This window comes from uncultured Desulfovibrio sp., from assembly GCF_944324935.1.
Lineage (GTDB): Bacteria > Desulfobacterota > Desulfovibrionia > Desulfovibrionales > Desulfovibrionaceae > Desulfovibrio.
This window is the reverse complement of sequence record NZ_CALUYG010000011.1, coordinates 29,178-50,199: the sequence shown is the minus strand read 5'-3', so window position 1 is coordinate 50,199 and position 21,022 is coordinate 29,178. Positions and strand designations below refer to the sequence as shown.

The 21,022-nt window shown below is 62.2% G+C and carries 13 protein-coding genes, 5 tRNA genes and 1 pseudogene; 10 read left to right on the top strand and 9 right to left on the bottom strand.

Going from position 1 to position 21,022, the window contains the following annotated elements; translation table 11 throughout:
- Positions 1-25: 25 nt before the first annotated feature.
- Positions 26-667 (top strand): annotated as a pseudogene (locus Q0J54_RS04165) (DUF6056 family protein); the annotation flags it as partial.
- 737 nt (positions 668-1,404) lie between these two features.
- Here the strand turns inward: Q0J54_RS04165 and Q0J54_RS04160 are convergent.
- Genes Q0J54_RS04160 through Q0J54_RS04145 form a run of 4 tightly spaced genes read right to left on the bottom strand, consistent with a single transcriptional unit; the run spans position 1,405 to position 5,311 of the window.
- A complete protein-coding gene (locus tag Q0J54_RS04160) occupies positions 1,405-2,235 on the bottom strand; it encodes an RNA methyltransferase (protein ID WP_296304155.1) in 831 nt (276 codons plus the stop codon).
- Positions 2,236-2,272: 37 nt separating this feature from the next.
- Positions 2,273-2,896: a DUF456 domain-containing protein gene (locus Q0J54_RS04155; protein ID WP_296304154.1), complete on the bottom strand. Its 624-nt coding sequence runs from the start codon at positions 2,894-2,896 to the stop codon at positions 2,273-2,275.
- 8 nt (positions 2,897-2,904) lie between these two features.
- On the bottom strand, positions 2,905-4,203 hold the full coding sequence (locus Q0J54_RS04150) for a phenylacetate--CoA ligase family protein (RefSeq protein ID WP_296304165.1): 1,299 nt from the start codon (positions 4,201-4,203) through the stop codon (positions 2,905-2,907).
- Positions 4,204-4,249: 46 nt separating this feature from the next.
- Positions 4,250-5,311: a DUF1786 domain-containing protein gene (locus Q0J54_RS04145; protein WP_296304153.1), complete on the bottom strand. Its 1,062-nt coding sequence runs from the start codon at positions 5,309-5,311 to the stop codon at positions 4,250-4,252.
- Between the two features lie 161 nt (positions 5,312-5,472).
- Between Q0J54_RS04145 and Q0J54_RS04140 the strand changes: the two genes are divergently transcribed.
- The 8 genes from Q0J54_RS04140 (at position 5,473) to Q0J54_RS04105 (ending at position 15,018) form a co-directional block, all read left to right on the top strand.
- Complete coding sequence (locus tag Q0J54_RS04140) at positions 5,473-5,805, top strand: hypothetical protein (RefSeq protein ID WP_296304152.1); 333 nt, start codon at positions 5,473-5,475, stop codon at positions 5,803-5,805.
- Between the two features lie 113 nt (positions 5,806-5,918).
- Positions 5,919-6,003: transfer RNA gene (locus Q0J54_RS04135), tRNA-Leu, on the top strand.
- 179 nt (positions 6,004-6,182) lie between these two features.
- Positions 6,183-7,649 carry a hypothetical protein gene (locus Q0J54_RS04130; protein ID WP_296304151.1) on the top strand — a complete coding sequence of 489 codons (1,467 nt, stop codon included), beginning with the start codon at positions 6,183-6,185 and terminating at the stop codon, positions 7,647-7,649.
- Positions 7,650-7,795: 146 nt separating this feature from the next.
- A tRNA-Leu gene (locus Q0J54_RS04125) sits at positions 7,796-7,880 on the top strand.
- 417 nt (positions 7,881-8,297) lie between these two features.
- Positions 8,298-10,232: a class I SAM-dependent DNA methyltransferase gene (locus Q0J54_RS04120; protein WP_296304150.1), complete on the top strand. Its 1,935-nt coding sequence runs from the start codon at positions 8,298-8,300 to the stop codon at positions 10,230-10,232.
- Positions 10,229-10,432, top strand: a complete 204-nt coding sequence (locus Q0J54_RS04115) for a hypothetical protein (protein WP_296304149.1) — start codon at positions 10,229-10,231, stop codon at positions 10,430-10,432. Before Q0J54_RS04120 ends, Q0J54_RS04115 begins: the two co-directional genes overlap by 4 nt.
- 3 nt (positions 10,433-10,435) lie before the next feature.
- Positions 10,436-11,623: a restriction endonuclease subunit S gene (locus Q0J54_RS04110; RefSeq protein ID WP_296304147.1), complete on the top strand. Its 1,188-nt coding sequence runs from the start codon at positions 10,436-10,438 to the stop codon at positions 11,621-11,623.
- 260 nt (positions 11,624-11,883) lie between these two features.
- Positions 11,884-15,018 (top strand): type I restriction endonuclease subunit R, encoded by a 3,135-nt coding sequence (locus tag Q0J54_RS04105; protein ID WP_296304146.1) that lies wholly within the window; start codon positions 11,884-11,886, stop codon positions 15,016-15,018.
- A gap of 188 nt (positions 15,019-15,206) precedes the next feature.
- On the opposite strand, the gene Q0J54_RS04100 is transcribed toward Q0J54_RS04105, so the two are convergent.
- From Q0J54_RS04100 to Q0J54_RS04090, 3 genes are all read right to left on the bottom strand, one after another.
- Positions 15,207-15,283, bottom strand: a tRNA-Asp gene (locus tag Q0J54_RS04100).
- A gap of 3 nt (positions 15,284-15,286) precedes the next feature.
- A tRNA-Val gene (locus tag Q0J54_RS04095) sits at positions 15,287-15,362 on the bottom strand.
- 226 nt (positions 15,363-15,588) lie between these two features.
- Positions 15,589-17,598, bottom strand: coding sequence for a cytochrome c biogenesis protein CcdA (locus Q0J54_RS04090; RefSeq protein WP_296304145.1), 2,010 nt, complete (start codon positions 17,596-17,598; stop codon positions 15,589-15,591).
- A gap of 229 nt (positions 17,599-17,827) precedes the next feature.
- Here Q0J54_RS04090 and Q0J54_RS04085 point away from each other — a divergent pair.
- A tRNA-Lys gene (locus Q0J54_RS04085) sits at positions 17,828-17,903 on the top strand.
- 159 nt (positions 17,904-18,062) lie between these two features.
- On the opposite strand, the gene mcrC is transcribed toward Q0J54_RS04085, so the two are convergent.
- Positions 18,063-19,208 carry a 5-methylcytosine-specific restriction endonuclease system specificity protein McrC gene (mcrC, locus tag Q0J54_RS04080; RefSeq protein ID WP_296304144.1) on the bottom strand — a complete coding sequence of 382 codons (1,146 nt, stop codon included), beginning with the start codon at positions 19,206-19,208 and terminating at the stop codon, positions 18,063-18,065.
- 1 nt (position 19,209) lies between these two features.
- Positions 19,210-20,970, bottom strand: a complete 1,761-nt coding sequence (locus Q0J54_RS04075; protein WP_296304143.1) for an AAA family ATPase — start codon at positions 20,968-20,970, stop codon at positions 19,210-19,212.
- Between the last annotated feature and the right edge of the window lie 52 nt (positions 20,971-21,022).

The window sequence follows — 21,022 nt, the reverse complement described above, 5'->3', positions numbered from 1 at the left end:
ACTCGTTGATCGAGCCCCCTGCCGCATGGCGGGGAGCTCTTTTTCTTCTTTTTGCCCGAGGATCTCACACCAAAAGGGACATTCCACCCATGAAAAAAATATCGCGATCTTCGCCGTCATCCTCTGCATCACCTATCTCCAGAACAAATATATTGGCTTTTACCATGATGATTATGGCTACGGATCGCTTACCTGCGCCGTTGATGCCCACTACGCGGAAAGGACGCTGCCGAACATCATCGACTACCTCACGCGGCATTACATGGAATGGGGGGGCAGGGTCGTCTTTTTCTTTTTTGAGCTTCTGCTCATGCAGGGCGGCATGTCCTGCTTCTTCCTTGCTCAGGCGCTGGTGCTGGCCGCCACCCTGCTGCTTGGAAAGGAACAGGACTCCTGGCTCGTCCTGTCCCTGCTGCTGTCCACCTTCCTTCTCTACAATGAGGGCATCTACCGGGGAGGTCTGTTCTGGGCCACGGCTTCCGTCCTCTACGTCTGGTCATTCTGCCCGCTGACGCTTGGCGTGTACCTCCTGCTGGCCACGCGACAGCGCGACAGACTGCCTCTGCCCGTATGCGTGGCCGTGCCTGTCTCCTTTTTCCTCGCAGCCGCCTCCCAGGAGCAGGTGGCGGTCGTCACCGTCGGCCTGATCCCTCTTCTCGGCTTCTGGCTGTTCAAATCTGCCACGGACGTCCCTCCGCCGCTTCCTGCCCTTTCTGATCGGCAGCCTGCTGTCCGTGGGCATATTTTACGTCATAAAGCGTCGTTTCGGCGCGCACGCTTCTTTTTTCCCGCCAGTTACCTGCTCACCATCGTCTTTACCGGCATCTGGACCCTGGCACTGGAAAATTGCTCGCTTTCGCTCCGCGCCAGACATTTTCTGGCCGGGATCCTGCTGATCTTCGCCCTGTCCCACCACGGGATAGCCGTCATTCGCGGCCACTATCGCAATTATCCGACCATCCTTGCCAACGACCGCAATCCGCGTGCCGCCGGCCGGCAGACGCCACCGCCGGCGGAGGTCGTCTTCTACAGGCTCCCCGACAAGAACTACGCGGAATGTATGCCTTACGATGGCAGAGATTATATCGAACCCTGGATCATGGCCTATTACCGCCTGCCCCGGGAGACCAGGATCATTTATCAGGACGCCCTGGGACAGGGACAGAACGCGGCCCGACCGGTCACTGCGAAACGCCGCTGTTCGGCCCTTCCGGCTGCGGCTGGCAGACGGCGGGCATCGACGCCGATCGACATCCGGGGCGGCGATGGACCGCCCGCGACACGCGCTGATCCCGCCGGTGAAGGGGAAGCTGTCCAAAACAGAAAAGGAGGGCATATCGCCCCCCTTTTTTCAGCAAGATGTGTTCCGTGCACACGGCGTTGCCGCCCGTGCGATACCCCCACTCATCCTTCTTTCCGTTCCAGCGCCCGCCGCACCTGCCGGCACATGCCCATGAGGGCGTCATATTCGTGTCGCCGCAGCCGGGCCCGGCCGAACAGCCGCCGCCACGGCATGAGGAAGTAATCGGGATTGTCGCCGTGGAGGTAGTCGATACGCAGCAGCATGTCCCGCAGGGCGGCCATGAGGCGTTCCTGATCCGCCGCCGAGGCCAGCGGGCCGGGGGCGTCCGCCTTCCCGGCAAGGGACGCGGGCTCGACGGCTTCCGGCTGCGGCACGTTCCGGGGGCCGTGGGGCTCCCCGCCGGCGGCCGCGCCGGCCTCCGGCCTGTCCGCCTCCCGCATGGCCGCGGCGCAGGCATAGAGCACGATCAGCACGGCCTGCGCCAGATTGAGCGAGCTGGCCGCCGGGTCCGTGGGGATGCACACCAGACGGTGACAGTGCGTAATGGCGGCATTGTCCAGCCCCCTGTCTTCGGGCCCGAACACCAGACTCACCCGGCCGCCCTGTCGCAGACAGGCCGCGACCTCGGCGGCGCAGCGCTCCGGCGAAAGCATGGCCTGCCGCCAGCCGCCGCGACGGGCCGTCGTGCCGATGACCAGCGCGCTGTCGGCCACGGCGTCGGCAAGGCTGTCATGGACGGTTATGCCGTCCAACAGGGCCTGTCCCTTGGGCGTGGCCAGGGGCGAGGCCTTGTCGCGCAACCAGCGCTCCGGTTCCACCAGCGAGATGTGCCCGCAGCCCATGTTGACGCAGGCCCGCGCCGCCATGCCGATATTTTCGGGGAAGCGGGTCTGGACGAGCACCACGTCCAGCCCGTGCAGCGGATGTTCCATGCCGGCTCCTTGCAGACGGGGCGGCCTGCCCCGTCCCTCAGCAGAAAAGATGTCCCAGCCAGAGGACCACCTGTCCCGGCTCCGCGGGCGGGGCGGGCGGCATATCCGGCAGCGGCAGCACGACGGGCGACATCTCCGGCCAGATGCGCCGGGCGGTGAGGGCCACGATGGCCCCGCCCACCCCGCATTTGCAGACGGTCCCCAGAAAGCGCCCCATCATGGTGCCGAAGGCCGCATCCAGGCTTTGCTGGAGAGGACGGCCGCGCATCAGTTCCACCAGCAGGCAGCCCAGCCAGGCTCCGAACAGCGCGCCGAGCAGCGCGCCGATGCCCAGCAGGAAGGGCGCAAAGACGATGGCCCCCACGAAGGCCCCCACCATGCCGGCGAAAGTCCCCGTTTTGCTCGACCCGTGACGGCGGCCCTTGATGATCTGCACGCCTGTCTCCAGCACTTCGCCCAGCACGGCCAGGCCGACGGCCATGATCCAGTACCAGGCATCCAGATCGCCCGGCTGCGGATGCACGAACTGCCAGATGCCCACCAACACGAGCACCAGCCAGTTGGCCGGCAGCCCGGGGATGTTGAGCAGGAGGACAAGGGCCAGCAGCACCACGAAAAAGTACGCCATCCCGAAGGAAAAAACGTGCAGCAGTCCTTCCATGCCCTGGCCTATTTCTTGAGACGCGTATCCTGCACGCGCACGGCCTTTCCTTCCGAGGAGGGCAGGCTGTTGCTCTGCACGAGCTCCACACGCGGCGTGATGAGGATCTCGTCGCGCAGGCGGTTGGCTATGGTCTTCTGCAGGCCCTGCAGGGTACGCATATCTTCCACGAAATACTCGTCGCGGATCTCCACCTGCACGCGCATCACGTCCCCGAAACCGTCGTTCTCCAGCAGGATGAGGTAATTCTGGCCCACCTGCGGGAAGCTCATAACCACCTGTTCGATCTGCATGGGATAGACGTTGACGCCCTTGATGATGAACATGTCGTCCGAGCGGCCCACGATGCGGTCAAGACGGCGATGCTTGCGGCCGCAGGCGCATTCGCCGGGCAGGAAGCGGGTCAGGTCGCGGGTGCGGTACCGCAGGATGGGCATGCCCTGCCGGCACAGACAGGTCATAACCAGTTCGCCCGTCTGACCGTCCGGCACGGGCTCGCCCGTTTCGGGATCGATGATCTCCGGGATGTAGCAGTCCTCCCAGACGTGCATGCCGTGCTGTTGCAGACATTCAAAGGCCACGCCCGGCCCGTTCATCTCCGAGAGGCCGTAGGAATTGTAGGCCTTCATATTGAACAGGTCCTCGATACGGCGACGGAATTCCTCGGTATATGGCTCCGCGCCCACCACGGCGATGCGCAGGGGGAATTCCCGCGGGTCCTCGCCCATGCCGCGCAGATGCTCGCCCAGGATGAGCGCGTACGACGGCAGGATGTGGGCCACCGTGGTCTTGAAGTCCTTGGCCAGCTTGATCTGGCGGCGGGAGTTGCCCGGCCCGGCGGGGATGGTCATGCAGCCGATGCGTTCGGCCCCGAAGTGGATGCCGAGGCCGCCGGTGAACAGGCCGTAACCGGACATGTTCTGGAAGACGTCCTCCTTGCGCACGCCAACCATATAAAAGCTGCGGGCCACGAGGTCCGCCCAGGAGTTGATGTCGTTCTGGGTATGGCAGATGGCCACCGGGCTGCCGGTGGTGCCGCTGGAGCAGTGCATGCGCACGATCTCCGACTGCGGCACGCAGAGCATGCCCGTGGGATACTGGTCGCGCAGGTCCTGCTTGGTGGTGAAGGGGATGCGGCGCACGTCGTCCAGGCTGCGGATGCTCTCAGGCGTCACGCCCGCCTCATCGAGGCGGCGACGGTAGAATTCGCATTTGCGGGCCTGCGCCACCGTGGCGCGCAGCCGCGTAAGCTGCGTGTGTTCAATCTGGTCGCGGCTCCACAGTTCCGCCGGATCAAAAACGTCCATCATTGCTCTCCTTCACAGGCACGCTGCACAAAAAAATCCTTCGGGCTCAGTTCCGGCCTGCCTGCCGCCGGGCCCAGCCCCAGAGCAGGCCGAAACTGCCCGCCTGCATCATGTCCCCGTGCGGGGACAAAAATTTCCCCTGCCCCGCCAGCATATCCCGGCGCGGCCCCAGGATGAAGGTGGGGGCATAGCCTCCCGCCTCCTCGCAATACGGGCCGAAGGCCGTGCCGTGCCCGCCGCTGGCCTGCACTTCCTCTGCCGGCAGCCACGTTTTGCGGAACTGCTCCAGATCCGACAGGATCTCCGGCAGGGAGCGCATGCCGGTATGGTGCTCATACATCCCGCGCACGATGCCCTTGTAGACCAGCGCGGCCACCGTATGGCCGTTGCCCACGTTGACGATGGTGATGCCCTCGCGGAAGCTGCGCTCCATGACCTCCGGCTCGCTCAGCGCCCCCAGCAGGATGCTCACGCCCGTATCCGCCACCGGGCCGCCCGTCTTTTCCCGCAGGGCGCGCAGGCGGGTCAGCAGGGGCGGCACCGTCGTATGTATCCATTCCTCCGGGCTGGCGGACTTTTGCAGCAGGTCCTGCCAGATCCGCATGCGCCCCGCCCGGTTGCCCTGCCCGTGCTCGCCATGATCCTGCGCGGCCGCAAGGACAAGATGCGGCTGCGGCAGGCCCGCATGACGCAGGAGCGAAGCCCAGAATTCCGGCGAATAATCCGTCAGAAACAGCGGCACATGCCCCGCCGGGCAGTCCTCGGCCAGGTGCACGCCCATGCCGCAGACCACATCTTCCCTGTCGTGCAGGGCGCGCGAGGCAGCCGCCGTGGCGCTTATCTTCAGGCCCGCGGCGATGTGTTCCCGCACCGCCTGACCAAAGCCGCCCCCCATATTGCCGCCGTACAGCCAGACGTCACGCTTGAGCAACGTCATCTCCCGGATGCGCTGCGCCACCATGCGCGCCGGAGACGGCAAGACGAAACGCGGCCAGTTGTGCGGCTCAAGGCCGGGCCGGACCAGCAGCGCATCCTGTGTGCCGCTGCCGATATCCACACAGAGCACCGGCCCTGACCGGCGCAGGAATTCCTGGATCTGGGCATCCATAGTACATACCTCACGTCGTCTTGGTGTACGCGTAAGCCCCGCCCAGCGCAAGCCCCGACAGGCCGCTGCCGGGCGGCTTCAGCCTGCTGGCCCGACTGGACGACAAGGGCGGCGTCACCCCCATCGCTGACGATGACGACTTTGCAGCGGGTCCGCTGGGCGTGCTGTGGGACATCAGCGACAACGGAAAGATCGTCCTTTACGAGCAGAAGCGTGACATGTACGTCTGGAATGAGGACATACCGACTCCCGACCGGTATGCCAACGCATGGACGCTCCGGGACTATCTGGCCTCGTTCGGTCTTGCCCTCCCTCCGGGACGCAGGATCGCGGACGCCCTTATGAGCCCGGACGGACGCTGCTTTTACGGCCGGCTCGCCGCCGAAGAGGATGAAAAGCAGTTCCCTTACCGGGAATTTCTCGCCTGCACGGGCGAGGGCATCGAGCCGCCGCACTGGACCCTGAGGAAACCCCCGAAAAACACGCGCCCGTAAGGCACGGCTCCCGCAGGGCCCGCGCAAGGGCGGAAAAGGCGCGGCGGAAACAGGAAAAGCCCTGAAAAAAGACTTGCCAGCCGCGCGGAAAAAAGGTAAAGATTCTCTTCGCCGCCGAGGTGGTGGAACTGGTAGACACGCTATCTTGAGGGGGTAGTGGCAATAGCTGTGCGGGTTCGAGTCCCGCCCTCGGCACCAGTCCGCAAGCAAGGGTCGCAGTATGGATACTGCGACCCTTTTTGCGTTGTGCGCCGCCCCCCTGCTCCGGCCTCGCCCCTGTCCCGCTGGGCGCGCGGCATTGACCCTTTTCTCCCTTCCCGAATATATTCTGTCGCACCGGCCTCTTACCCCCTCTCGATCTACGCAAGGAGGACAGCATGAAACACCTTTTCCGATTCGGCAGCCGCTGGGCACGTCGCGCGGCAGCGATGCTCCCGGCGCTCCCCCTGCTGCTGTTGCCCGCCACGGGGCACAGTGCCGCCCCGGAAGCGCCGCCCTCGCAAGGCTTCATCAAGGACATGTCGCCGCTGCTCGGCGAAAACGGACGCATCCTGGCCATAGCGCCGGACTGTCGCGCGCTCACCGGCATCGTCGACGGCCGCCCTTTTATCTGGAATCGGGATTTCGATTCGATCCTCCTGACGCCGCCATCCGAGTATTACGGCATGGGGGAAGCCCTGAGCGATGATGGACGCACCGTGATCGGCTTCATCCGGCACCGCGATGAAGGCGCCCCGCCCGGCTACGGACAGACATGGGCCAGCCTCGGCTTTTTCTGGCAGTACGACAAGGAGCTGCTCCTCATGCCCCAGCACGGACTTGTTGACGTGACATGGCGCGGTCTGTCGGCCGACGGCACGGTGGCCGCCGGCAAGGGCATGGAGCCGGTTCCCGGCGCGCCCGGGCCTGATGCGTCCGGGGAGGAGCTCGAGCGCTTCGCCCAAACGCCGCAGGGCAAGGAGGCCATGAGCCGGGGCTACATCCAGAACCGGCCGCTCTGGTTCTGGATGAAGGGAGGGAACTACAGGGAGCTGGATGCCTTCGCGCATGAAAGCGCGGCGCCCAAACGCATCCTGAGCCGTGACGGCAAAAAGATTCTGCGTACCATGTCGCCCACCACCCATGTGCGCGATCTCGCCACCGGCAAGGAACGCGAGCTGCTCTTCGGCGGCGCCGCGGCCACCGGCATGCCCGACGACAACACGAAGATCCTGCGGGCCGGCGACCCGGACAATCCCCTGCACCGCTGGGGGATAGCCATTGCCGGGCCCAGTCGGGTGCTGACGGATGTGGAGCTGAAAAAGGCGGATCGGCGCAGTCCGCTGTTCAGGAACTGGTACGTCAGGGACATCGCCTACTGTACGCCCGATTTTGATGCCCGCCATGTCCTGTGCAGCGTCAGACTGAATGAGATCCACCCGTCCGGGAGGCGGATCTCCGATGAGCTGACCCTGCTGGCACGACTGGACGACACCGGGAAGGCCGTCCCCATCGACGACAACAAAAGCGTCACCTACGGCTCCCCCGACTTTGGCGATATCAGCGACAACGGCAAAATCGCCCTGTACACGAAAGGCCGGGAAATGTGGATCTGGGATGAGGATTTCCATCCCTACGGGCCGTGGCCCCGGGCCATGCCGCTCAGGGACTATCTGGAGGCCTTCGGCCTCGTCATCCCCGCGAAGGGAGATATTCTGGACGCCGTCATGAGCCCCGACGGCCGCTGCTTTTACGGCGAGCTTGCCCAGGGGGAAGACGGACAGTCCTTCCCCTGGGATCGCTTCCTCGCCTGTACGGTCAAGGGCATCAACCCGCCGTCATGGCATCTGAAATCGAAGGAATGACATGGCCGGGCCCGGCGTGCCCTTCTCCGCCTGTCCCACAGGAAAAGCGGCACACGGACGACCGCAGGCGGACAAGCGGCCCGGAAAAAAGGCACTGAAAAAAGACTTGCCAAGCGCCGCGGCTTCGCGTATAAACTCTTTCTGCCGCCGAGGTGGTGGAACTGGTAGACACGCTATCTTGAGGGGGTAGTGGCAATAGCTGTGCGGGTTCGAGTCCCGCCCTCGGCACCAGTCCGCAAGCAAGGGTCACGGAGATTCCGTGACCCTTTTTTGTTATGCCGCCATGCCTTGATGCGCCCGCTGTCCGGCCGGCTTTTCGTTGCGGCGGCAGGGCCGCTCCTCCCGCGGCATGGTCGCGCTGCCCGTGTGTCCATATCGTGCGACGGCGGACGGCAGGCGGCCCGTCCCGCCGTACAGACACGTTTCGCCAGCGTCGCGTGCGGGACGATCCCCGCCTCGCGCCGGAGCATGCGCGGCAAGTGAAACATATTTTTACATATTTTAAATACGTTATCGTGAAGCCGCCGCCCGGCCTGCCGCCGGCAGGGGAGCGCCTGCCCTCCCCCTTCTCCGCCGGCGGGAAAAAGGCTATCATCAGGCCGTGTGCCGCCCCCCGCGTGCCCGCACGAGAGCATACAAGGATGCTGCATGGACAACAAAAGCCTGAAAAAGCTGGAAGCCAGATTATGGGAATCCGCCGACACGCTCCGCGCCGATTCCAAGCTGACCTCCAATGAATATTGCATGCCGGTGCTCGGCCTGATCTTCCTGCGCTACGCTTACAGCCGCTTCACGCTGGTGGAGGCCGAGATCCTCAAGCACCGCCCCGTGCGCAAGGGGCGCGCGCTGCCCGTGACGGCCTCGGACTTCAGCGCCAAGAGCGCCCTCTATCTCCCGGAAATGGCGCGCTACCCCTTTCTGGTGGGGCTGCCCGCCGACATCCCCTCGGCCGGTCTGCACGGTGTGGGCGGCCAGCCGCTGAACAGCCTCGGCGAGGTGGTGAACAACGCCGTGGAGCTCATCGAGGCCCAGAACGACCAGCTTTCCGGCGTCCTGCCCCGGGAATACGGCAAGTTCTCTTCGGAACTTCTGAGCACCCTCCTCCGCATCTTCAACGACGACGCCCTCGATGCCGTGGATGGCGACGTCATCGGCCGCATCTATGAATATTTCCTCAACAAGTTCGCCAAGAACATCGCCGCGGACGACGGCGTGTTCTTCACGCCCAAATCACTGGTGAAGATGATCGTCAACATCCTTGAGCCGGAGCGGGGCATCCTGCTTGACCCGGCCTGCGGCAGCGGCGGCATGTTCGTGCAGACGGGGGATTTCGTCCACGCGGCGGGCATGGCCGCCAACAACGCCATGACCTTTTACGGCCAGGAAAAGGTGGAATACAACGCCCGTCTTTGTCTGATGAACATGGCCGTACACGGCCTGACCGCCTCCATCGTCTCCGGCGACGAGGCCAACAGCTTTTATCAGGATGCCCACTCTCTCGCGGGCCGCTGCGACTATGTGATGGCCAACCCGCCCTTCAATGTGGACAAGGTCAAGGCCGAGTCCGCCCTCAGCGCCGGGCGGCTGCCCTTCGGCCTGCCCGCCGTCAACAAGAACAAGGAGGTGAGCAACGCCAACTATCTGTGGATATCCTATTTCTACGCCTATCTGAACGAACGGGGCCGGGCGGGCTTCGTCATGGCCTCCTCCGCCACCGACAGCCAGAACAAGGACAGGGACATCCGCAGACAGCTTGTGGAAACCGGCCATGTGGACGTGATGATCAGCGTGGGCAATAACTTCTTCTACACCAAGAGCCTGCCCTGTACCCTCTGGTTCTTCGACAAGGGCAAGCCCGACCGCCTGCGGGACTCGGTGCTCTTCATCGACGCCCGCAACTACTACACCGTGGTGGACCGCACCCTCAACGAGTGGAACGAGTGGCAGCTCCAGAACCTGACCGCCATCGTCCGGCTCTACCGCGGCGAGACGCAGCCGTACCGCGACCTGCTGGCCGCCTACCGGCAAACGCTGTCCGTCTGCGTCTGGATCACGGGGAAACGGCGTCTCTCCGACAAGGGGGCCAGCCTGCCCCTGCCCCTGGCCGCTGCCTCCCGCCCGAAGGACGTGACCTTCTCCCTGCCGCCTGACGCCTCCTTCCAAAGCTGTCTCGAAGCGCTCCAGTCCTTCCTTGAGGAGCAGCGGGAGCAGTCCCGCGCGGCGGCGGCCGCCGCCAAACGCGCGGAAAAGAAACAGGCCGCCGCCCTCTGGGAGGAACGCCTTGCCGAGGTGGAGAACGCCCTCCTTGCCGCGCGGGAGGCCCAGTGGCTCTACGCACGATTCGGGGACGGCGTGTATGCCGACATCCCCGGCCTGTGCCGCGTGGCCGGACGCAAGGAGATAGAGGAAAAGAACTTTTCCCTCACCCCGGGCGCGTATGTGGGCGTGCCCCCGGCGGAAGACGACGGCGTGGACTTTGCCCGGCGCATGAACGAGATACACGCGGAGCTCGTGCGCCTCCAGGCCGAAAGCAACGCGCTCATGGAGACCATTTCCCGAAACTGGCAGGAGATGGGGCTATGAATAAAGAGCTAAAAATCGCTTTCAATGCTCCCCTTCAAAAAAGAGATACAGAAAGCCAGACCTATTGTTGCAGAGCAAATACCCCTGACATCTGCGGTAGTAATGGCATACCCAATATTTTCGCTTTTGCATCCATTGACTGCATTTGCAAAACACCTTCAAAAGCCTTGAAAAACAATATCATAAGCGTTGCGAGATAGCTGATGCGGTTAATTGATGTCTGTGAATTCATTGTCGATTGCCCCCACTCGACCTCACCTGATGAAGGGACAGGATTCCCTCTTATCAGAACGCCTAATATCGGCAAAGGACGCTTGATACTGGAGAATGTCCACAAAGTTTCTGAAAAAGTATATCATGCCAGAACGTCTCGCGCCGTCCCACAAGATGATGACCTGATTTTCGCCCGTGAAGCACCTGCGGGCAATATTGCCATCATCAAAAACGGAGCAAAAGTTTGCCTTGGCCAGCGGACTGTTTTGATTCGCCCCGATAGAACAAAAGTTTTTCCTGATTTTCTTGTTTATTATATGCTTGCTCCGCAACAGCAGCACAATTTATTAAAATTTGCTAGTGGAGCTACCGTTCCGCATGTCAATCTTCCCGATATCAGAAATTTACATATAAGCTTGCCGTCCTATTCAGCACAGCAAAAAATAGCCGGTATCCTTTCCGCCTATGATGACCTCATCGAAAACAACCAGAAGCAGATACAGCTTCTGGAAGAGGCCGCGCAGCGTTTGTACAAGGAATGGTTCGTTGACCTGCGCTTCCCCGGCCACGAAACCACGCGGATCGTGGATGGCGTGCCTGAGGGGTGGGAAAGAAGAAAAATAGATGACATATGTAATATTGTTGGCGGAGCAACACCTTCGACAAAGATAAAAGAAAACTATGAAGGCGGAAACATCCTATGGGCAACACCAACAGATATAACAAAAAATAAAGATATTGTTCTCCTAGATACTGAGAAAAAAATAACTCAGCAAGGACTCCGCAGCTGTGCCGCAAAAATATTGCCCCCGTACACTATCCTTATGACAAGTAGAGCCAGTATTGGTTTTTTTGCAGTTTGTGAGAAAGAACTCTGTACAAATCAAGGGTTTATATCATGCATACCTCACAAAAAATATATGACATTTTATTTACTATATAATCTCATATCGAGGAAAGAAGAAATCATAGGCAAATCGAAAGGGTCAACTTTTTTAGAAATCAGCAAAAGCACATTTAAAAATTTTGAAATTATCGAGCCAGACATGGACACACTATACAAATTTTATAGCATTATTTTTCCCTTTATAAAAAAAATAGAAGTCACTAAAAATGCAATAAGACATATTGAAAAAACAAAAAAAATATTACTTCCCAAACTCATATCCCATAAATAAACTAATAAGCAATACACATATCTTATGATGGATAAATCGTATTTGCAATCTCGCGACGTAAACTTAGCGAAATTTTTATAGCATTCCACCTCTTTTCCCGTATGAAAGGCAACGGTATTTGCCCCTGATAAAAGCGCGCTGGGGAGAGGATGGGGGCCTGGGGGAAGGGGAACCCCTCCCGCGCTGGCGGAGGGGTTCCCCTTCCCCCAGAAATGGACTTGTGCTTGTGCGCACACGCTATAAAAAAGGGAGGCCATCCCTTGAGCTATGACTACTCCGAAAACATACTGGTGCAGGAAAGCGCGGGCGAGCTGCTTCAGCGGGAGCTGGGCTGGGAGGTGGCCTTTGCCCACGACCGCGAGGTGCTGGGGCCTGAGGGGACGTTCGGGCGCACGGCGTATTCGGACGCTCTGCTCAGCCGGTATTTCCGCGCGGCCCTGGCGCGGCTCAATCCCTGGCTTACGGCGGCCCAGATGGACGAGGCCGAGAGCAGGCTCAGGAGCTGCCTTGTCACGTCGTCCCTGCTTCAGATCAACAAGGAGAAATACGCGCTCATCCGCAACGGCATACCGGTCAGCGTCCGGCTGCCGGACGGCGGGAGCGAGGAGCGCCGCGCCCGCGTCATCGACTTCGACAAGCCGGAGAACGATCACTTTCTGGCCATCAGGGAGATGAAGATCCACGGCAGTCTGTACCGCCGCCGCACGGACATCGTGGGGTTCGTCAACGGCATACCGCTGCTTTTCGTGGAGCTGAAAAAGCCCTCCGTGGCGGTGGAAAACGCCTATACCGACAATTACACCGACTATCTGGACACCATCCCCCAGCTTTTCCACTTCAATGCCTTCATCATCCTCTCCAACGGGACGGAGGCCAGAGTGGGGACGCTGGGCGGCAAGTACGCCTTTTTCCATGAATGGAAACGCCTTGCGGAAAGCGACGCGGGCAGCGTGGCGCTGGAGACCATGTTACGCGGCATCTGCCGCAAGGAGAACTTCCTCGACCTGCTGGAGAATTTCCTCCTGTTCGACCGCAGCGGCGGCAGGCTGGTCAAGATCCTTGCCCGCAACCATCAGTATCTGGGCGTCAACGAGGCCGTCAAAGCCTATGCCGGCCGCAAGCTGCGCCACGGCAAACTGGGGGTCTTCTGGCATACGCAGGGCAGCGGCAAGAGCTATTCCATGCTTTTCCTGGCCCGGAAGATCCGCCGCAAGTTCCCCGGCTCGCCGACCTTCGTCATCCTCACCGACCGCGAGGAGCTCAACCGCCAGATCAGCGAGACCTTCGAGAACTGCGATGCGCTGGGCGACGGCCTCAAGGCCGAACAGTGCGTCGCCACCAGCGGCAGCGACCTTGTACGCAAGCTGCGGGGCAATCCCGGCTTCATCTTCACGCTGATCCAGAAATTCAACCAGCCGGACGATCCGCCCATCACGCCGGCCCACGACATCATCATCATGTCGGACGAGGCGCACCGCTCGCAATACGGCCTGTTCGCCGAGAACATGTGCCGCCTGCTGCCCACGGCCTCGCGCATCGGCTTCACCGGCACGCCTCTGTTTGCCGACGACAACATCACCGAGCGCACCTTCGGCGGCTACATCTCCATTTACGATTTCCAGCGCGCCGTGGACGACCACGCCACCGTCCCGCTCTATTATGAGAACCGGGGCGAGCGCCTGAAGGACATCCCCGCCCCCGACATCAGCGACAGGATCCTTGAGGCCATCGAACAGGCCGACCTCGACCCCAGTCGACAGGAGCGGCTGGAGCGTGAATTCGCCCGGGAGATCCATCTCCTCACCGCGACGCCCCGCCTGGAAGCCGTGGCCCGCGACTTCGTGCGGCATTATTCCGATCTGTGGACCAGCGGCAAGGCCATGTTCGTTTGTCTGAACAAGGTCACCTGCGTACGCATGTACGAACTTGCGGTCCGCTTCTGGCAGGAGGAGAAGGAAGCGCTTGCCCGGCGGGCGGCTCAGGCCGGACAGCAGGAAGCCCAGGAGCTTGCCCGCAAGCTGGCATGGATGGAAGAAACCGAGATGGCCGTGGTCATCAGTCAGGAGCAGAACGAAATACAGACCTTTCGCGCCTGGGGGCTGGACATCGCCCCCCACCGCGAAAAGATGGAAAAACGCGAGCTGGACAAGGAGTTCAAGGATGTCGCCCATCCGCTGCGGGTGGTCTTCGTCTGCGCCATGTGGCTCACCGGTTTCGACGTGCCGAGCCTGTCCTGTCTGTATCTGGACAAGCCCCTCAAGGCTCACACCCTGATGCAGACCATCGCCCGCGCCAACCGCGTTGCCGAAGGCAAGAGCAACGGCCTCATCATCGACTATGTGGGCATCGTCAAGGCGCTCCGCAAGGCTCTTGCCGACTACACGGCCCGCGACGGCGGCAGCGGCGGCAACTGCCCGGCGGTGGACAAGGCGAAGCTGCTGGACCGCCTGCGGGAGGACATCGACGCCGCGGAGCGCCTCCTGGCCGGCCCGGGCATCGTGCTGGCGGACATCGTCGACGCCCGTCATTTCGCCAGGCTCGATCTGCTCCAGCAGGCGGCGAACGCCGTCTGCGGCGACGAGGAGACGAAAAAGGCCTTCCAGTCCCGCGTGGGCGAACTGCTCCGCCTGTGCAAATATGTCGATCGTGACGACGTGACGGAAGATGTCCGCGCCCGGCGCGACGCTCTGGAGGCCATACTCGGCATCGTGCAGGCACGCCGCAAGCCCGCGGACAACGAGCCCCTGAAAGCCCAGATCAATGCCATCATCAGCGAGTACGTCGCCGTGGAGCCGGCATCCGCGCACGACAGCGCCCGGTTCGACATCAGCAGGATCGACTTTGCCCTGCTCCAGAGGGAATTCGCCCGCTCCAGACGCCGGCATCTCATCCTGAAGGATATGGAAGACATCATGCGGCAGCGGCTCGACGCCATGCTCCAGGCCGATCCCCGCCGCATCGACTATTACGAGCGCTACCAGAAGATCATCGAAGCCTACAACAGGGAACAGGACAGGGCCGGCATCGAACAGACCTTCATGGAACTGATGCGGCTGGCCGCCGACATGGACGAGGAAAGCACCCGCTACATCCGCGAGGGCTTCAGCAGCGTGGAAGAACTGAGCGTCTACGATATGCTCTTTTCGGAGGACCTGTCCCCGCAGGACATCAGGACCATCAAGGCCGTGGCCCGGGACCTGCTGGCCAGGATTAGGGAAAAGATCGCCGAAATGGATCACTGGACGCAAAAGCAGGCGACCCGTGACGCCTTGGGCAACCTCATCCGGGACGTGCTGTGGAAAAGCCTGCCGGAAAGCTTCCCGGACGAAAGCATCCCGGCCTACCGCGACAGGATCTACGAATACGTCTTCATGCGCTTTCGGGATGCCGCCTGAGCCGCCGGCCAGCCCGACTTTGCGCCGGCGCTGCGGTGGCCGGGACAGCCTCAGCCAGCCGGAAAGAAGAGCTTGCCTGCGACGGACCGTCCCCCGCACCCGTGGGCGGCTTTCTTTCCGCGTCCCGGGAGACTGGCGGGAAGCGAAAAAAACGCACTATGGGCATCCCCATAGTGCGTCTTGCGTTCTGGCGGAGCGGAAGGGACTCGAACCCTCGGCCTCCGGCGTGACAGGCCGGCGTTATAACCGTCTTAACTACCGCTCCGGCTGGTGGGCAGTACAGGACTTGAACCTGTGGCCCCCGCCTTGTAAGGGCGGTGCTCAACCAACTGAGCTAACTGCCCATGACTCGCGTACTCTTACCCGATATGCCCGGCAGCGTCAAGCGGCGGGAAACGGGGGCGGTCTTCTTCCTGTTTTCTTTTCCGTCGCTGGCTGACGGCTTTTGCCCGGCATCCGGGCGTGGTCGCCTCCCGGCGGGCCGCCGAATGGCGGCCGCGGGAGCCCCGCTGCGCCAGGAAAGGCGCGCTCATGGAAGCGCCCGCCCTCCCCCAACGCCGCGCCCGCGCGTCAGGAACCGGCAAAGGCCCGTTCCGCGGCGTCCTCAAGCTGGCCGGCGGTATAGACATCCCGCAGGACCACGGGCTGCCGGGCGGCTTCACCGGCGGGGAAAAGGGCGGTGAGCGGGATGCTGCGGCTGCCGAGAGCGTCCAGCAGACGCATGGCGAAGGCGTCGGGGCTGGTCAGGTCGACGCGGATGAGCTCCATGCCGTAGCGGGCGCGCAGATCGCGCAGGCGTTCGTCGGTCAGGACGGTCGCTTCCACGAATTTGCAGTTGGGGCAGTAATCCGCCGTGAATTCCAGCAGCAACGGCTTTTCGCCCAGTTCCGCCAGGAAGGCCTCGGACGAGAAGTCCCGCCAGTGCGGCAGCGGGGCCACGGGCCGCAGCACCCAGACCACCGCGCCGACAAGGATGCCCAGACACAGCATGCCCATGATCCGCCGCCGCAAAACAGGAGCCGCCGGCCCGCAGAACTGCCCCCAGAGCCAGGCCCCCAGCGAGACCAGCAGAAGCACCATGAGCACTTGCATGTGCCTGGCCACCGGCAGGATGGAGAGGAGGTAGAGCGCCGTGCCCAGCAGACAGAAGCCGAGGAAGCGCTCAAACACCTTCATCCACGCGCCGGGGCGCGGCAGGACGCGCGCAAACTGCGGCCAGATGCTGAAGATGAGGTAAGGCAGCGCCATGCCCACGCCCACGGACCAGAAAATGATGACCAGCACCACGAGCGACTGGGTGAAGGCCCAGCCCAGCACGCCGCCCAGCATGGGGCCGCTGCACGGCGTGGCCAGAAAGGTGGAGACCAGCCCGGTCAGATAGGATTGCAGGCGGGGGTTGCGGCTGTTCTCCCCGGTTTTCAGGTCGATGACGGGCAGCGTGAACACCCCCAGCATGGAAAGCCCCATGAGAAAGACCAGCACCAGCATGACGAGCAGGATGCTTTCATGCTGATAGAGCTGCCCCCACATCATGTCCGCCGCGCCGAAAAGCAGGCCCAGCACGGTGAACAGGGTCAGCACCCCGGCGGAAAAAAGCAGGTTGTGTTCCCGGAAGCGCCGCAGGCCCTCCTTGTCCGCCGATCCGCCCATGAGCAGCAGGCCGCTGACCTTGAAGGTCAGCACCGGCAGCACGCAGGGCATGGCATTGAGCAGCAGACCGGCCAGCAGGCCCACCAGCACGGCCGTGCCGAAACCGGAGATCTCGAAGGTCTCGGCCTCGTAGCGCGGCTCAAGGACGAAGTCGAAGTCCGCCGGCGCGGGCAGCGCGTCCGCCTGCCGCTTGCGGCCAAGGAAGGCCTCCACCGACTGGGCCATGGAATCGCCCCCGGTGGCCGAAAAGCGCGGTCCACCCTCGTACACGGCGTCCGCCTCCGCGGGCTGCCGGCGGGAAAGGTCCTGCCACTGCCCGTACCACGGCTGCTGCGCGGCCTCCGGCCAGGGAAGGGGCGGCAGTTCGCCGCGCATGTCGTGATCGACGGGCACGCAATGCCGTGACGAGCACAGCAGCAGGCTGATGTCCAGCGTATAGGGTAGCCGTCCTTCCCCGCCGGGGGCGGCCTCTTGCCCGGCCCGCGCCGACGGCGGGGAAACCTTGCCGGGGAGCGGCATCGCCGTCCCCGCCGGAAGGGCGACGCTCTCTCCCGTGGCCGTCCCGCCGTCCTCGGCGGGGAGTTCGGCAAAGAGCCGCACCGTATCCTCATAGACGAAGACCGTGGCCTCGGGATCGTAAATATCGCGCTGCATGGCCCCTTCGGGATACCACACCGGCAGCGGACCGCCGCCATCGACCGACAGCCGCAGCGTGGTGGGACGTCCCGCATCCCCGGCCCTGTGGGCATAGGCATGATAACCGGGCGGCACAGTCAGGCTGATGACGAGCAGTCGCCTGCCGCCGTCCTGCGCCGTCTCCACCCGCACGCCGATTTCCTGTGCGCGGACGGGGACGACCAGCCCCAGCAGCAGAAGGACAAGCAGCAGCGGCGTCAACCGCATCTGCCGGATAAACGAATTTTTCTTCATATTTTTCCCAGGGATATGCTCCCCCTCTCCTCTCTGTCCCGGACGCGACGCGGCGCTCGCCGTCTTTCCCGCCCCCCGCGAGCCGCCGGTATCCGGCATGCCGTGCGGCAGGGCTTCGCGCCATCCTCCAGACATTGCCCCTCCCTACCACAAAAAAAAAATTTTTTCCTCACCCAAAAAAGCGTTGACATGCAGCGCCCCTGCGCGTAGAAGACATCTCACGCGCAGCGGGTCATTAGCTCAATTGGTAGAGCAGCTGACTCTTAATCAGTTGGTTCGGGGTTCGAGTCCCTGATGGCCCACCAGAGAAAAACAGCCCTTGCGGTATCCCCGCGAGGGCTTTTTTTCATGCAGACCTGCGGAGGCGATATGCCCGCCCGGCGGAACGGCCTCTGCCGCAACACGGCCCCTCTGTTTAGGGCATTTTCCGTTTGACACACTTTGCGTTTCAAACGGGAAATGCTCTATGGGGCGCAGGCGGCAAGGAAGTGGAAAGTTTCGCCCACGGCCTGCAGGAGCTGTTCCCGTATCTCGCGTGCCGATGCCGCCAAATCCACCGCGGCAAAGCGGAGTTCGTGTCCCTGGATGACGACGGCTCCCTGTCTCCGCTCCCCCACTGACGGATAGAGGAGCACCCCGGTGGCGGTATCGGCAAGCGTTTCCTCCCCTCCCTCCTGAGAGCGCAAGTAGACGTACATCTGATAAATATGGCTGCTGCGCAGCGTCTTTTCCCGATAATGGCCGTCCTCCAACATGACCGTGAACTTGGTATCGACCACGATACGCCTCCCCTTGCCTCGATGCGTCAGGATGATGTCGGCACGCATACCGGGAAATATTTCGTTCATCCCCTCGCAGAGGTCCGACCGCTGCTGCCATTCCAGCGGCTTATTGGGATCGATCCGCCAGCCGTCAGGGGAAAGCGCCACATCATAAAATCCCGCCACGCCCGTTTCAAACAGCTTTCGTAGCCAGTGCATATTCTCCCTGTCCGGGCGGGAAAGGAGGACATCTCCCGCCGATTCCGACGGCAGGGCAAAGTCGAAGATCAGGCGCGCCGCCGCAAGCATGGCGCCATCTTCCGCGTCATGCCGGCCGATACGCTCACGGGATACCTCCTGACGTGTCGGCCGTTCCCCGCGTACGCCCATGTGCCGCAACGCGCGGCCCAGTGAACGGCAGCGACACGCCAGCTCTTCCCTGCGGACAAGCCCGGCGGCTTTTTCCAAAGCTGCCAGCACAAAACGGTTGCGCACCGTGTCCACGGTCAGCTCGTCATAGCGGCAGGCCACCTTGCCGCGCTCCAACAGATGCTTTCGCTCCGTCCGCAGCAGATCGACGCGTCCCCGCAGACGGCACAGCACCTCTTCGCGATGCCGATAGCCCGGACGCAGACTGTGCCGGATGCGCTTTTCCACACGGCGGCACAGCAGTTCCGCCAATATGTCCGGGAGCTCATCGGGCATGTCCTCCACTGCCACATGGGCGCTGTCGAGTTCCCGGAACAGCGGCGAGGCGTAGAGCATGAGCAGCCAGAGATTGCGTACAGGAATGGCGCCGATTTTCTCGCATTCGCCAGGGATGACCTCCCGTCTGCCCGAGGACTGCATATCAATATCCTTTCAACAGCAATTTTTTGGCCTCGTCGGCCTTGTCCGGCGCATCGAACCAATATTCGTCAAGCAACGAACCGATCTCCGTTGCCACGATTTGACGAAACCACTCCCCGACATTTTCGATCTTGCTGTCGGCAGGTGGCGTGACATAACTGTGCCCCACCCGGTATTGCGGCCCAAGGCCAGCCTCAAGGGCTATCTTGTCATTCAGCGTCTTAAGATTTTGACCTATCCTATCGAGTTCATCCTTCGGCACGCCGCAATGCGCATGGACCCAGTCCCGCCATGCATCCGAAAAGACCGGCTCAAGCTCCATGAAGGCAAAACGGCGGCGCAACGCCAGATCCACCAGCGCAAGGGAACGATCCGCGATGTTCATGGTCCCGATGATGTAGAGATTCGGAGGAAGGTAGACACGCTCACCGTCCGTGCGGCGGTACGCAAGCTCCAGCGCCGCATCGGGCGTCCGCTTGTCCGCTTCCAGCAGGGTCAGCATCTCCCCGAATATCTGGGCCGGATTGCCGCGGTTGATCTCTTCGATCAGGACGACATGCACCTTGTCGGGGGACTTCCCGGCCATGTCCGCCATCTCGAGGAACGGCCCGTCACACAATGTGAGCCTGCCCTCGCCCGCCGGACGCCAGCCGCGGATAAAATCCTCGTAGGAAAGGTTCGGATGAAACTGTACGGCACGCAGGCGGTCGGCGTCGCGCTCTCCCATCAGGGCATAGGCCAGCCGCCGGGCCAGCCAGGTTTTCCCCGTGCCGGGAGGCCCCTGCAAGATCAGGTTTTTCTTGTTGCGCCAGCGGGCAAGCATCATCTCCAGTTTTTCCCGCGGAACAAAGCACCCCTCCTTCAGGATGCGCTCCACGTCATACCGGCCGGACGCATCCGCCGCCGGCATGGCGGAGACGGCAGGCTGCGTATCCGGAACTACCGGGGCCGCTTTCTGAGTGGGGATCGCCTGCGCCCCGTCATAAGCGGCAAATGACAAGGCCGGAAAGGAATTGATGGAGGAGTCCGGTTTATGGAATTGCTCCGCAAGCTTGTTCCGCACTTCCAAATATTTTTCCGCGTTGCAGCACCCCGAGGAAGGATATTCTATGTGGATGCCACAGTATTTTTCGATATAGTCCCGGGACGAACTATCTAGAGGCGGAAAGAACCAGGGGCGCGTCCAGTACAGCCCGATGCTGAGGTTCCACTTGACATAGGGCCGGGAGATCGCCTCATCATAGGCAGCGCAAAAGTCCGCCCTCGCCGCTTCCTCGCCGAAGTCGGCAAGGGCGATGGCCTTGGCGAACACGTCCCACAGCACGTCTATGTCGTCCTCCCCGCGCTTCTTGCTGTAGGCAAAGAACCACGACCTCTGATTGCTGAGACACGGAACCCCGTTGAAGCTTTGCGGGACATCCTCTGAAACGCCCAGCAAACGGGCAAGCCGTCCCGCCAGAAGACGTCGATTAGCCGATGTTATGCCTCGATTGAAAATACCGATCGTCGTGAAGGGACAAATGTCCCGCAAGGGGACGGACGTCCCATCCGCCAGCTTGTCCTGCAGGATGGAAAGGCAATCGACATCAGATGCGATCGCGTGGATGCCCTCGATCAGTTCCCCGCGCCTTTTCCGAAAAGTCAGGAGCTTGTCGGCTATCGCCGTATAAAACACAGTCCAAGCGAACTCTTCCTCTGCTCCGGCTGTCTGTTCCACGTTCCCCGGCCGGGAGGCGGCCATGTCCTGCTTGTGAAGTTCCATACAGTTCCCCCTTTCGCTCTCCGGCCGCACAACGGATTTTCGTTCGCCTCGC